Source organism: Mucilaginibacter sp. (assembly GCF_028288225.1).
Taxonomy (GTDB): domain Bacteria; phylum Bacteroidota; class Bacteroidia; order Sphingobacteriales; family Sphingobacteriaceae; genus Mucilaginibacter.
This window is the reverse complement of sequence record NZ_JAQBOC010000020.1, coordinates 61,283-74,360: the sequence shown is the minus strand read 5'-3', so window position 1 is coordinate 74,360 and position 13,078 is coordinate 61,283. Positions and strand designations below refer to the sequence as shown.

13 protein-coding genes are annotated in these 13,078 nt (G+C 40.4%); 2 read left to right on the top strand and 11 right to left on the bottom strand.

Annotated features, from left to right (window positions below):
* Positions 1 to 104 precede the first annotated feature (104 nt).
* A complete protein-coding gene (uxaC, locus tag JWQ54_RS06540; RefSeq protein WP_299581891.1) occupies positions 105 to 1,517 on the bottom strand; it encodes a glucuronate isomerase in 1,413 nt (470 codons plus the stop codon).
* 203 nt (positions 1,518 to 1,720) lie between these two features.
* Between uxaC and JWQ54_RS06535 the strand changes: the two genes are divergently transcribed.
* Positions 1,721 to 2,386 (top strand): flavodoxin reductase, encoded by a 666-nt coding sequence (locus JWQ54_RS06535; RefSeq protein WP_299581888.1) that lies wholly within the window; start codon positions 1,721 to 1,723, stop codon positions 2,384 to 2,386.
* 16 nt (positions 2,387 to 2,402) lie between these two features.
* Here JWQ54_RS06535 and JWQ54_RS06530 read toward each other — a convergent pair whose 3' ends face one another.
* The 10 genes from JWQ54_RS06530 to JWQ54_RS06485 form a co-directional block, all read right to left on the bottom strand.
* On the bottom strand, positions 2,403 to 3,188 hold the full coding sequence (locus JWQ54_RS06530; RefSeq protein WP_299581886.1) for a glucosamine-6-phosphate deaminase: 786 nt from the start codon (positions 3,186 to 3,188) through the stop codon (positions 2,403 to 2,405).
* Positions 3,178 to 4,365, bottom strand: coding sequence for an N-acetylglucosamine-6-phosphate deacetylase (nagA, locus tag JWQ54_RS06525; RefSeq protein WP_299581883.1), 1,188 nt, complete (start codon positions 4,363 to 4,365; stop codon positions 3,178 to 3,180). The genes JWQ54_RS06530 and nagA overlap by 11 nt, the downstream gene beginning before the upstream one ends.
* A gap of 3 nt (positions 4,366 to 4,368) precedes the next feature.
* Positions 4,369 to 5,922: a beta-N-acetylhexosaminidase gene (locus JWQ54_RS06520; protein ID WP_299581880.1), complete on the bottom strand. Its 1,554-nt coding sequence runs from the start codon at positions 5,920 to 5,922 to the stop codon at positions 4,369 to 4,371.
* Between the two features lie 265 nt (positions 5,923 to 6,187).
* Positions 6,188 to 6,319, bottom strand: a complete 132-nt coding sequence (locus tag JWQ54_RS06515) for a hypothetical protein (RefSeq protein WP_299581877.1) — start codon at positions 6,317 to 6,319, stop codon at positions 6,188 to 6,190.
* Between the two features lie 253 nt (positions 6,320 to 6,572).
* Positions 6,573 to 7,100: a DinB family protein gene (locus JWQ54_RS06510; RefSeq protein ID WP_299581874.1), complete on the bottom strand. Its 528-nt coding sequence runs from the start codon at positions 7,098 to 7,100 to the stop codon at positions 6,573 to 6,575.
* Positions 7,101 to 7,217: 117 nt separating this feature from the next.
* Positions 7,218 to 7,706 carry a cupin domain-containing protein gene (locus JWQ54_RS06505; RefSeq protein ID WP_299581871.1) on the bottom strand — a complete coding sequence of 163 codons (489 nt, stop codon included), beginning with the start codon at positions 7,704 to 7,706 and terminating at the stop codon, positions 7,218 to 7,220.
* Position 7,707: 1 nt separating this feature from the next.
* A complete protein-coding gene (locus JWQ54_RS06500; RefSeq protein WP_299581868.1) occupies positions 7,708 to 9,033 on the bottom strand; it encodes an MFS transporter in 1,326 nt (441 codons plus the stop codon).
* Positions 9,034 to 9,157: 124 nt separating this feature from the next.
* On the bottom strand, positions 9,158 to 9,904 hold the full coding sequence (locus JWQ54_RS06495; RefSeq protein ID WP_299581865.1) for an SDR family oxidoreductase: 747 nt from the start codon (positions 9,902 to 9,904) through the stop codon (positions 9,158 to 9,160).
* Between the two features lie 111 nt (positions 9,905 to 10,015).
* Positions 10,016 to 11,566 carry a DHA2 family efflux MFS transporter permease subunit gene (locus tag JWQ54_RS06490; RefSeq protein ID WP_299581862.1) on the bottom strand — a complete coding sequence of 517 codons (1,551 nt, stop codon included), beginning with the start codon at positions 11,564 to 11,566 and terminating at the stop codon, positions 10,016 to 10,018.
* A gap of 65 nt (positions 11,567 to 11,631) precedes the next feature.
* Positions 11,632 to 12,219, bottom strand: a complete 588-nt coding sequence (locus JWQ54_RS06485; protein ID WP_299581859.1) for a TetR/AcrR family transcriptional regulator — start codon at positions 12,217 to 12,219, stop codon at positions 11,632 to 11,634.
* A 313-nt stretch (positions 12,220 to 12,532) separates the two neighbouring features.
* On the opposite strand from JWQ54_RS06485, the gene JWQ54_RS06480 reads away from it, so the two are divergent.
* Entirely contained in the window at positions 12,533 to 13,078 is a 546-nt protein-coding gene (locus JWQ54_RS06480) for a transposase (protein ID WP_299581856.1), read from the top strand.

Below are 13,078 nucleotides of genomic sequence, written 5' to 3'. Positions count from 1 at the left end.
TTGATTATTATTGAGCCATTCGCCACCCGCATCAGGGGTTATCCTCAGCAATAATTCGCCGAAGGATAATATTTTACCAGGTTGCTTTGTATTTAAAATTGCACTCATTTCACCTTATCAAAGTCAAAGTAATTTTTTGCATTGTAGTAACAAATATCCCTGATGATCTTGCCTGTCCATGCTATATCATTCGGCAGTTCGCCGTTCTCTACATCATTACCAAACAGATTACATAAGATCCGTCTGAAGTATTCATGCCGGGGGAATGACATAAAGCTCCGTGAATCTGTAAGCATGCCTACCATCCGGCTCAAAAGCCCCATGTTTGACAAGGCATTTATTTGTTTTATCATTCCATCCTTCTGATCCAAAAACCACCATGCAGATCCAAACTGCATTTTACCCGCAACCGATCCGTCGTTAAAATTGCCGGCCATGGTTGCCATCAGCTCATTATCTGCCGGGTTAAGATTATACAATATGGTTTTTGTAAGTTTATTCCCGGCTTCCAGCTTATTCAAAAACTTTGAGAGCGCTTTTCCCTGGGAAAAATCACCCATGGAATCATAACCAGTATCCGGCCCCGCCGCGCTCAGGGCACGGGTGTTATTATTACGTAATGCACCAAGGTGATATTGCTGGACCCACCCTTTTTCCTGATCCCAAACTGCAAAATAATACAGCATGGCCGATTTAAACTGAGCGACCTCATCCGGTGTAAGGGGCTGCTCATTCCGTATTTTGGTAAATATTATTTTTATTTCAAGTTCGGTATAGTTTTCAGCATACAAATGCTCCAACCCGTGATCGGATAAGCTACAGCCATTTTCTGCAAAATAATCGTGCCTTTCCTTTAGAGCGGCAAGGTATGTATTAAAATCAGGGATTGATTCACCGGTTATTGACTCCAGCTTGCTGATATAAGCATTTAAAGCTTTGGTGTCATTTGCCTCCATCGCCTTATCTGGCCTGAATGCTGGTAAAACCTTAACGCTATAAGCATCCTGTTTTATTTTTTGGTGATGCGCCAGGTTGTCTAAAGGATCATCCGTAGTACAAACCACCTCCACATTCCTGTTTTTGATGAGGCTTTTTACACTATATTCAGGCGACTGCAGTTTCTCGTTACACTCGTCATAGATTCGTTTTGCTGTTGCAGGTGACAAAATCTCATGAATATTAAAATAACGCTGCAACTCCAAATGTGTCCAGTGGTATAAGGGATTCCGCAAGGTATAGGGAACAGTTGCAGCCCATTGTTCAAATTTTTCCCAATCGCTTTTATCGCCTGTTATATAAGCCTCATTTACACCATTGGCCCGCATAGCCCGCCATTTATAATGATCGCCGTTCAACCAGATTTGGGTAATGTTCTTAAAGTTTATGTCACCGGCAATTTGGTCGGGCGGTAAATGACAATGGTAGTCTATTATGGGTAAGCCGGCGGCATATTCGTGGTATAAGCGCTGCGCAGTTTTTGTTTCCAGTAAAAAATCTTCGTTTAAAAAACTTTTCATTTTAATTAATACCTGCCATTGGGAAGCAGATTTCATAGGTTTAATGTGATTTTGCTTAACTCCGGCAATATACTTCATATCCGTACATTATCCCAAATTAATGCCTAATTTACAATCTGAATGTCTATTTTTCTATTATCGATTGATTTTTAATACGTTACTTTATAACAATTGTTAACTTAATTTGTAATATCTCAAATACCATGGAAAAGCATATAGTTAAAGTTTTAAAAACGGAATTTGTAACTCACAACGTAAAGCGGTTTACTTTGCAAAAACCCGAAGGTTATACCTTTATATCAGGCCAGGCCACTGATGTATCCATTAACAAACCCGGACTTGAGGACGATTTGCATCCCTTTACTTTTACCTGCCTTAACAGCGATGATCATCTTGAATTTACCATCAAAATTTACAAAGGGCATAACGGCTTTACCGAAAAACTGATTGATGTTAATGCGGGTGACGAGCTGATAATTCATGAAGTTTTTGGGGCAATAAATTTCAAAGGGCCAGGCTTATTTATTGCCGGCGGCGCTGGTTTAACACCTTTTATTTCTATTCTCCGTCAGCTTAAAAAGGACAACCTTTTAGCCGGTAATACACTGTTATTTGCCAACCGCACCGAAGATGATATTATAATAAATGACGAGCTGAACCAAATGCTTGGCGAAAGGCATATCGATATTATCTCAGAACCAAAATCGGGCATGCCCGGGAAACATATTGATAAGGATCTGCTCGAACAGCACGTTACCGATGATAAGCATTATTACTATATCTGCGGTCCGGATCCATTTGTAGCGCAACTGAAAGACGACCTGGTTGAGCTTGGTGTACCGAAAGAATATATTGTGGTTGAGGAATAACTTTCTTGTCATTTCCCTACAAAAGTCTCCCGCTATCCTTATCCAAAAATAACGCGGCACTGATATGCTTGCGCAAAATTGTAGCCGGACATTTTTCGGTTATTTCAACATGCAAAGTATTAAATACCGCCTTTGCCTTTTTCTCACCGGGTACCATGCAATAAATATACCTCCCCGCCATAAGCGCGGGAACCGTTAGCGTTAAAGCATGTGTTGGCACATCATCCAACGCCTCAAAACACTTATCATTAACCTGCTGCTGCCTGCATTCTGTATCAAGGCTAACAACCTTTACCTGTGCGGGGTCATTAAAATCAGCAACGTGCGGGTCATTAAAGGCAATATGACCATTTTCTCCAATACCCATGCAGACTATATCAGGTGGATGGTTTGCCAATAGTTCAGCATATCGCCTGCACTCGGCCTCGGGATCAGCGGCATTCCCGTTAATATAGTTAACAGAATTAAAGGGCAGCTTGTCAAATATCTTTTCTTTTAGAAAGGATGCAAACGTACGCGGATCATTTTCCGGCAGCCCAATATATTCATCCATGTGAAAAGCGTTCACATATTTCCAGTCATTTGTATTATATTGAGTTAAAGCGGTTAAAAATTCGTTTTGTGATGGAGCAGCAGCGAAGATCATATTTACAAATTGCTGCCGGCTAAGCAGGGTATCTATTTTTTGGCAAACCATATTAGCCGCATCCTTACCCATTGCCGTCCTTTCTTCATAAATAAAAGTTGGCAAATTTGAGATGCACCGATATACCATGGGTTCTTCGTGTTCTTTATCTTTCATAAATCACCTTTCCTTTTACAATGGTCGTGCTCACATTTATATCTTCATCAAAAATTACAATATCAGCATCTTTGCCCGCTCCGATGGATCCTTTTTTATTTGCCACCTTCATAATAGCAGCAGGGGTTAAGGTTGCCATTTGCACCGCTTCCAACAGGGGAACATCAGCCATTTTTATCATATTCCTTACCAGGCAATCGGCTGTAGCAACGCTGCCTGCAAAAGCGCTTCTATCCCGCAATTTAGCTACTCCATCTTCCACAATAACCTTTAATCCGTTTTTTAAACTGCCTAAAACACTTTCACCGGGCGGCATACCTGCTGCGCGCATAGCATCGGTAATTAACGCTGTTCTTTTCGCCCCTTTAATTTTATATACCAGTTTAAGCAAGGGTGGCGGCAGGTGGATGCCATCTGCAATTATCTCCACATCCATTCCATCAATCAAATAGGCAGCTTCTACAACCCCGGCATACCTGAACGCTTTGCGCCGCGTTACACCCAGCATACCAGAGTATAAATGTGTGGCAAGCGTATAGCCATTTTCAAATGCCTCCAGCGCTTCTTCATAAATAGCATCGGTATGGGCAATTGCTGCTAAAATTCCTTTTGATGTTACATACCTGCCAAATTCAATAGCTCCCTTTAATTCGGGTGCTGCGCTCCAGCGTTTAATAACCGGAGTGCCGGCTATGATTTCCTTATATTCTTCCGGATCAGGATCACGGATATAGCGCGGATCCTGTGCACCACATTGATTAACAGCAAAATATGGCCCTTCCAAATGCATCCCGATAAATTGGGACCCGTTAATATTATGCTCGTCTGCTAATTCATACGTTCTTAGCGTTTCCAGCAGATCCTCCTTGCTGCTGGTAAGCGTAGTTGGCGACATGGCGGTTGTTCCATGTTTAGCATGTATTCCGGCAATAGCTAAAAATGCTTCAACGGTATTATCCATAAAATCGTGTCCGCCGCCGCCATGGATATGAATATCTATAAAACCGGGAGAAATATATTTACCACCGGCATCTATCAGGGTTGCGCCAGGTGCATCAATATCACCCTCGTTTACCGCAATGATAATACCATCGCGTACTAAAACAGTACCCCCATTAATAATTTTAGCCGGGGTAATAATTTTGCCGTTATATATCTTTAACTGTTGCTGCTCCACACCTTATTTGTTTCGTGATAAACGATCATAAAGAAGTTGTACCCTTAAATTTCTCAGGTTATTTTCCGCTTCTATCTCCGAAGCGTTCAGGAAATTTTTATTTAGTTGGCTAAAATGCAGGTCCAGCACTTCTTCACTGATCATCAAATTTTTTAATTCCAGCAGAACCTCCGGCACCATTGATACTGTAAATGAAGGCGAATTAACCCTTTGTAAAATATCCTGGAACTGCAGGTAATTTACCCTGATGCCGGTCATTAACCTGTAATGTTCAAACTCGTCTTTATTTTTATCCGGCTTAAGTTTATAAAGTGTTTCTAACGCCATTTTTGTACTGTCAAGTATTTGCTTAACTGAAAACTGAACGGCTGACACAACTTTTCCGTTCCTGATCTCATAAGGTGTTATTTTCAATGCATGCCAGAATCTTGCCGATTCATCTGCATCAAAACCATAACGTTCTTTACAATACCTGGTAATAAAGCTTTCAATGTTTATTGGTTTTGCATTGGTTATACTTTCGGTATAGGCTGCTACAAGCATATTAAAGCCGCTTAATGGATAAACATGTCTTATGGCATACTCTTCGGCCATCTCATTTTCCGATTCAAATACAGGTGAATATTGACCCGATGTAGACCATGACGTCATCACTATGCCTTTATACCCCAGGCTTGCCACGGCTGGTACAAAATCATGGATATTTTTAAAATGTTTTTCCCACTGCGTCAAAAAATAATTATCGGGCGACGAACGTAATGCCGGCGATCCCCATATTTCATAACCGCTTTCCATTAGTTTTTGATGATCGCCAAAGCGGTTCATTTCCCAGCCGTAGTTCCAGTCGATAAACACGGTGCCTTTTGGCAGCAATTTTATAGCATCCGGGTATTTCAAAGCAATATCTGCCCAGAGTACGGGCGTTTTGCCAAGCTTTATAACAATATCACACAACGTTTTTATATAATCAATATACAGTTTTGATTTCCCCTCCTTTGCCGCTTTTAGCCTGCATCGCTCATCATGTCCGAGTAAATAGGTTTCATCGCCGCCAATGTGAATATATTTTGAGGTATGGGTTGATGCAAGGTCTGTATATAAGTCGGTAAATAATGCTTTATCCTGCTCTGTTTGCAGCGGACAAACCTGCGAAAAATCCTTTTGATCTTCCCGCAGGTCTTTATACCTGTCATTCCTTAAAATATACTCCACATGCCCAAAGCTTTGCTGCAGTGGGATCACGTCAACACCTATAAGGTTGCAATAATTTATAAATCCTATAATTTCATCTTTGCTATAAGCGTATCGGTTAGGGATCAGTGGGTGTTTTGTAAAAGGATAGGTTCCCTCCCACTCCATTATTATAGTATTTATGCCTGCTTTACTTAGCTTTAAGGCAAACGATTTCAGCGCATCCATGGTCATCACCTGGATCCGCAGGTCAATATGAAATCCTTTTACTATAAACGGACTTTGCGACATGGTATTAATTTGGGCGCTTGTTTTAAAAACAGTTGCTAATAATAGGGATAATATTACGATGCCGCGTTTAAACATTTGGTAAGGAGTTCTGCGTAGGGTTCAAAGAATTAACGTATTCCGAAAATAACAAAAAAAGACGGTTTTATTGGTGTTTTAATTATTGTTACAAAGGGAATTAAATCCATTGTTATAATTTAACCGGCAGTAAGTAGCTGTAATATGCAAAAGCAAGAATATCGCAAGGTGAGCCTTGCTTTTTCTATTTAATAAAAGGTCATCAACTAAAAAAGAGCCCCAAAGGAGCTCTCTTTTTTTCATAGGTAGGATATATATATGATTGTCAGGCTGCCTGTTTTACAGAAGCCTGCTTAGTGCGCTGTGCTTTAAAGCGTTCAAGGTCATGCTGTATTAAAGCTTTTAATTCAAGGTCAATTGCTTTTAATATTACCATGGTTTGTATTGAAGTTTTCATAGGTTAATTTTTTAAGTTGTTTGTTACAATACCAACACTATGCCATAACCTTTAGCACATCAATAAAAATAGTACTACCGGCGCGTTTTTTTTTTTGAGGTTACAGCCGATAGCTGTCGAATCAGCCGGTATTAATAGATTGCTTGTTTAGTGGGATATGCAGTGTGTATAGAAAAATATTCACTTAATTTAAATATAAAAAACCCGGCGCTGTTAATTAACATAGCCGGGCCTTTATGAATATAAGATGCTTTTAAAATAACATTTCTTGTGGTGGTGTTACGCCTTTTAAGCGCAGGTAAACAGTTGTTTGCCCGCGGTGATGGGTTTGGTGTTCAAATCCTTTTCCAAACACCTCAAATTTTCCCATGTCTTTACCTGCAAACTTTGTAGTTTCTGCTAATTGGGCCGGGGTCATCCCCTGCAGGGCGCTTATTGCAAAATCATAGCTGTCCATCACTGCTTTTGTAGTAGCTTCTTTAGTTTGTGCTACAGTTTTTTCGACAGACACATCCTTACCAAGCGGACTTGCCTTGCCGCTGGCCATTGAGCTGAAAAAATAATTAGCATCAGCTAAGTGGAGCATTTGCTGGGCAAAATTCCTCATTTCGGGTGTTGGTTTAAATGCATAGCCATCTGCGGGCATTGCATCCAGATAGGCTTTAGTGTAGGCTTTTGCACGTGTAAATTCACCAACAAGCTGTGCCTGGGTAAATTGCGCATAAACTGAACTGCAGGCAAATGTTACCAGCATGGTTAATAGCAGTGATAATCGTTTCATAGTTTTAAGTTTTTATTGGTTGATAATTTGGTTATATACTTATAAAATAAAAAGCACGGTGGGGCAATCGCACCTGAAATATAGCTTAAATCTAAGGAAATTAATCAAATTTACAAGCTACCGGCATAACTTATTAATGAGGGTTTCATGCTGCGGATATAATGCGGTTAGCTTATGCTTTTCGGCCATTTCAAATTCGCTAAAATCAAAACCGGGAGCTACTGCGCAACTTACCAAAGCAAAATCTTTTGCGGATGGAATCTCTGCCGCAAACCATAAGCCGGCTTTTATAGCAACAGACAAGCTCCCTACAGCAGCATCAGAAAGTTCGAGTGCCAAGTGCGCTCCGGTTTCATCAAGTACATGGATGTGCAATGGAACTCCTTTATGAAAATACCAGATCTCGTCTGACGCGAGCCTGTGAAAGCCCGAATAATCCTCTCCTTCCAGCAAATAATAAATGGAGGTACAGGCTTGCTTTATTATGGAGGATGAAGGCTTTGTTACTTCCAGTTCCGAGCGGAAAACCTCTTTATAATAGCCTCCTTCCGGATGCGGTTGCAGCTGTAAGTGATCAATCCAGTAAGATGCGTTTTGTGTATGCATATTAAACAGGGATAGCTATTTCAACCCTTTTAGTTTTCTTTTCAGCAAGCAGTAATGCGATTAGTAAAAACAAACCGGTAGCAAAAAAACAATCAAGCGCAAGGGCCGAGTTACGCATCTCGTGTGTCCAGGATTCAACAAAACCAAAGCAAAATAAGCCAACTACTATCGAGATCTTTTCGGTAACATCATAAAAGCTGAAGTATGAGGCGGTATCCGGAATGTTTTCGGGCAAATATTTTGAATAGGTAGATCGGGATAGCGACTGCACACCGCCCATTACTAAACCGACCACAAATGCAGCAACGTAAAATTGCGTTTCGTTTGCGATAAAATATAAAAAACAGCAAAGTACAGTCCAGACGGTTACCAGCACAATGAGTGTGCGCACATTCCCGTATTTTGCTGATGATTTGGAAGTAATAGAAGCTCCTATAATGGCAACCACCTGGATAATAAGTATGATGCTAATCAGATCGTCATCCTTCATATGTAATTCTTTGGCGGCAAAGCTGGCGGCCACCAGCATAATGGTTTGCACCCCTACTGAGTAAAAAAAGAATGCGGAAAGAAAACGCTTTAACAATGGCATCTTTTTGATCTTGCCAAACACCTTTGCAAGTTCTTTAAACCCTCCGGTTAATACGTTATATTTATGCGAACCGGCATTAGGTTCCCCTTTCGGCAGCATAAAAAATGGGATGATGGCAAAGCCCATCCACCATAAAAACACAATTAAAAATGCTATCCGGGCTGGTAATGCATCATCGGTAATACCAAACCAAAGCGGTTTTAATACCGGCACAAAACAAATTACCTGCACCACAATGCTTCCCAAAAAACCGTATATAAAACCTTTTGCGCTAACTGCGTCCTGCTGGTCAACAGATGCTATTTGCGGAAGGTATGAATTGTAAAACACAAAGCCCCCGCAATAACCTATGGAAGCAAGGCCGAAACAGATCATCGGAATTTCAAGTGGACTATCAGGCTTAAAAAAGAATAAACCTGCGCAGGCTAAGCTGCCCAGCCATGTAAACATTTGCAGGTATAGTTTTTTGTTGCCACGATAATCAGCAATGGATGTTAAGATAGGTAATATGGCAACCACTATTAAATAGGAAAGTCCAAGTATATAGGTAAACAGCACCGTATTTACGTACTGATGCCCGAAAAATGTAACCATATTATCCTTTTTAGAATTTGCAGTTACAGCAACATAGTAGGCTGGAAATATGGTTGAGGTAATTACCATATTGTACGATTGATTCGCCCAATCGAACATGCACCATGCCCAGATGGTTTTCTTATTATTTTTAGCTTCCATTCAGGCGCTAAAAATATAGATTTTTTGGTATGGAAAGTGTAAAAATAAAGAGACGTGAAATAATAAAAAACGGCACGCTGAAACAAGCTCGGCATACCGCAACGGTGTTATTAAAAAATAATTATTATTCCCTTCCCTGGTTCAAAACATTCAAAGCTTCCTCAGGCGACGAAAGGTATAATTTGTACAGATCAGCAGTGTTACCGATGTGTAATTCATATTCGTCCTTTTCAAAACCATCTATTAATCCCTGGGCAACAACTTCGGGATGAATACCGTTTTCTCCGCCTATTTCAGTAGAAAATTCGGTATTTACCAATGGCGGCATCAATTCAAATACTTTAATGCCTGTATTTAATGCCAGGGAATATCTTAGCGCCCTTGTGTATGAATGTAAGGCGGCTTTGCTTGCCGCATAAGTAGCTAGGTTTATACCTGGGGCAAAAACCACTATTGAGCTTACATTTACTATTGCAGCTTCTTTTGAAACCCGCAGCAAAGGCAATAATTTGTCGGTTATCCTTATTATCGACAGATAATTTGTCTGGATCTCATCGGCAGCCTTTGAATAAGTATCGCCGTCGGTACCCAAACGATGATAGTACGCCTGACCGGCATTATTGATCAAGATGTCCAGACTGCCAAATTCATTGTTTATACGCTCAACAACATTGTCTATGTCGCTTTCGCTGTTAACATCTGTTGGAATGTAGCTAACGTTGTTTAGCTGAGCTGCCGCTTTTTGCAAACGTGCTTCGCTCCTGCCGGTAATTATTACCTTATTGCCTTTATTACTTAATAGTTTGGCTATTTCAAAGCCTATACCTGATCCCCCACCTGTTATCAGTACTGTTTTTTCTGTAATATTCATTGTTATGTTTGTTTAATTGTAATTGATTCTATTCCTGTTTCTTAACTCTTGATTCTTCAACTAATCTCTGCTCTCTAATCACTAACCCCAACTAATCTCTAATCACCCACCTCAATGATCTGTTAATATCATTTTAGGTGCTGTGCTCTTTGGCGCTTTAACCACAAATAGTAATAAAGGTAGCGCAATAGCAAACAGCATTCCTATTAAAAAGTACGAATCGACATAGCTTAATAAGGTTGATTGTTTAACAACCGTCCTGTCTATCAATTCCATACCCTTCAGGTGCGCATCAGCCCAACCTATCCCCTTATGCTGAAAATATGTAGTGTATGAATTAAGCCTGTCAACAGCTTGCGAATTGGTAGTTGTAATATTTGCCAGCAGATCTGTACGGTGTGAAGCTATCCGGCGTGCCGCATAAGTGTTTATAGCCGAAATTCCAAAAGCACCGCCTAGCTGCCGCATCATATTATTTAAAGAAGCTCCCTGCGGAATATCCTTAGCTGCTAATGATGAAATTGCCAGCATAGTTAGCGGCACCGTTAAAAACGCCATCCCTAACGCCCTGAATATTAAATTTATAGTAATCGTATTCGCAGAGGTGTCAAGGCTCATACCAGACATGTTCCAGTTGAAGTATATAAAGCAAATGAAACCTGCCACAATAATTATTAATGGCGATACACCAGCCTGCAAAAGCTTACCGGAAACTATCAGTCCCAATATGGCTATGATCGCCCCCGGCAGAAGCAGCAGGCCGGTTTGTGTTGGGGTGAATCCGAGCAAACGCTGTGCAATTACCGGCGTAAGAAAGATAGAGGTAAACATGCCGATCCCGGTAATAAAGGTTAGTATAGCGGCTATGGTTAATGTTTTACTTTTAAATACCCGCAGGTTTACCACCGGGTGTTCTACGTGGAGCTCCCATATAATAAATGCTGTTAAGGTTATTACTGCGGTGATGGTAAGAAAAAGGATATAGCCGGTGGCAAACCAATCCTCGGTTTGGCCTCGCTCCAGTACCGTTTGTAATGAGCCTATTCCTATGGCCAGCAGTGCTATGCCTGTCCAGTCTACTTTTTGTATTTTGGATTTAATTGTTGGTTCTGTTAATAAAAAATAACATGAGGTAGCTGCTAAAATGCCTATCGGAATGTTGATATAAAATATCAGTGGCCATGAATAATTTTCGGTGATAATGCCACCCATTGTAGGTCCTATGGTTGGCCCGATAAATACGCCTACTCCAAATATAGCACTGGCAACACCTTGTTTTTCTTTAGGGAACAGCTCAAAGATCACTGCCTGCGAAACAGAAAGTAATGCCCCGCCGCCGAGTCCCTGCAAAAACCTGAAAAATACCAGTGTCCATATATTTGTAGCGCTCCCGCACATAAATGAACAGACCACAAACATTATGATAGAGCCGATATAGTAATTTCTTCGCCCAAGCTTAATGGTTAAAAAGCTGGTCAAAGGGATAATAATAACATTTGCTATGGCATAAGAAGTAATTACCCAGGTAGTATCCTCAAGTGTTGCCCCAAGGTTACCGCTCATGTGCGACAGGGCAACATTCACTATCGTTGTATCTATCAGTTCCATTACCGCAGCAAGCAGAACGGTAATAATCAGCAGGTTTCGTTTTAAATTATTCATTCTCTGTTCTTTTTTATTTTTCTTTATTAAAAAGACCGATCGGTCTTTTTAATGTCAAAAAAAAATTAGTCGCTATTTTGTTCGATTTCAGTTTTAAGCATATTAATTACCACATGCATGTGCTTGCTGCTGTTTTGCACTTTACTTATTAATATGGCTCCCTCAATCATGGTAAACATTTTTATAGCAAATGTATCTGCATCAAATGTTTTTGAAAACTCACCGCTTTCATAACCTTGCCTGATAATATTCGAGATCCTTAATTGAAACCTGGTAATTGCTTCGTTTACTTTTTGTTTGATCAGTGGGCTGGTATCATCAGCCTCGGTACCAAAATTTAAAATAGGGCAGCCGCCGGTATTAGATTTAAACAAGCGATTTTCATAAAAATTAAGCAGGGCAAAAAGCTTTTCTTTTGCAGTAGTTTTATCGCCAATGCTTTTGTTTATCTCGGCTGAAAGTGAATCTGTTAAATATTTAAATGATTCAAGGCAGATCTCCTCCTTGCTTTCAAAATTACCGTATAGCCCACCTTTGGCCAGTTTAGTAGCTTCCATAATATCGCTCATAGAAGTACCGGCAATGCCTTTTTGATTAAAAATGGGTGCTGCCTTTTCAATAATAAACTGCCGGGTTCTTTCTGCTTTTGTCATTATGAGCACAAATATAAACCGATTGGTCTTATTTGCAAAGAAATTGTTTCTTAGTTTACGTTTTGATTACAAATTGCATAGTTTTATAGGGCATATGCATGCGCCATAAATATTCACCACGTGTAGGGGCGTATAGCATACGCCCTGTTCGCTTGCATAGGGCGTATAAACGCCCCGTTCGCTTGCATAGGGGCGTATGCAATACGCCCTTACAGCGAAGACTATTGCATCAATGATCAATGCTTGAGGGTATTTATGTAAGGGCGTATCGCATACGCCCCGCCCGCCAGGTATCAAAAAGATAAGAAAAAAAATGAAATACAATCCGCTTATACATAACCGCAGATCAATCAGATTAAAGGGATATGATTATTCGCAAGCGGGTGCATATTTTATCACCATCTGTACCAATCAGAGGCAACCTTTGTTCGGCGAGATAATTAACGGAGAAATGATATTAAGTGAGATAGGCCAGATAGCATACAACGAATGGTTGAAAACCCCGGAAATCCGCCCCTATGTATCATTGGATGTTTTCGTAATTATGCCCAATCATATGCATGGAATAATTTTGATAAACGATGATCCTACCACCAGTAAGGGCGTATCGCATACGCTCCAAGGCATAGATGTATTCACCTCGCCTCTACGTTCACCATCACATAATATCGGCGCAATTGTACGCGGTTACAAATCAGCGGTTACCAAACAAATAAATTTATTGGATTATGGAGACACAGTATGGCACCGCAATTACCACGAACACATCATCCGGAATGAACCATCATATCTGCGCATATCCGATTACATAATTAACAATCCTTCAAAATGGATTGAAGATACATTTTATATAAAATAA

What these genes read in the sequence shown, in the direction of transcription:
- uxaC (WP_299581891.1), bottom strand. Translation starts at nt 1,517, where the DNA reads ATGAAAAGTTTTTTAAACGAAGATTTTTTACTGGAAACAAAAACTGCG.
- JWQ54_RS06535 (WP_299581888.1), top strand. Translation starts at nt 1,721, where the DNA reads ATGGAAAAGCATATAGTTAAAGTTTTAAAAACGGAATTTGTAACTCAC.
- JWQ54_RS06530 (WP_299581886.1), bottom strand. Translation starts at nt 3,188, where the DNA reads ATGAAAGATAAAGAACACGAAGAACCCATGGTATATCGGTGCATCTCA.
- JWQ54_RS06520 (WP_299581880.1), bottom strand. Translation starts at nt 5,922, where the DNA reads ATGTTTAAACGCGGCATCGTAATATTATCCCTATTATTAGCAACTGTT.
- JWQ54_RS06515 (WP_299581877.1), bottom strand. Translation starts at nt 6,319, where the DNA reads ATGAAAACTTCAATACAAACCATGGTAATATTAAAAGCAATTGACCTT.
- JWQ54_RS06510 (WP_299581874.1), bottom strand. Translation starts at nt 7,100, where the DNA reads ATGAAACGATTATCACTGCTATTAACCATGCTGGTAACATTTGCCTGC.
- JWQ54_RS06505 (WP_299581871.1), bottom strand. Translation starts at nt 7,706, where the DNA reads ATGCATACACAAAACGCATCTTACTGGATTGATCACTTACAGCTGCAA.
- JWQ54_RS06500 (WP_299581868.1), bottom strand. Translation starts at nt 9,033, where the DNA reads ATGGAAGCTAAAAATAATAAGAAAACCATCTGGGCATGGTGCATGTTC.
- JWQ54_RS06495 (WP_299581865.1), bottom strand. Translation starts at nt 9,904, where the DNA reads ATGAATATTACAGAAAAAACAGTACTGATAACAGGTGGGGGATCAGGT.
- JWQ54_RS06490 (WP_299581862.1), bottom strand. Translation starts at nt 11,566, where the DNA reads ATGAATAATTTAAAACGAAACCTGCTGATTATTACCGTTCTGCTTGCT.
- JWQ54_RS06485 (WP_299581859.1), bottom strand. Translation starts at nt 12,219, where the DNA reads ATGACAAAAGCAGAAAGAACCCGGCAGTTTATTATTGAAAAGGCAGCA.
- JWQ54_RS06480 (WP_299581856.1), top strand. Translation starts at nt 12,533, where the DNA reads ATGAAATACAATCCGCTTATACATAACCGCAGATCAATCAGATTAAAG.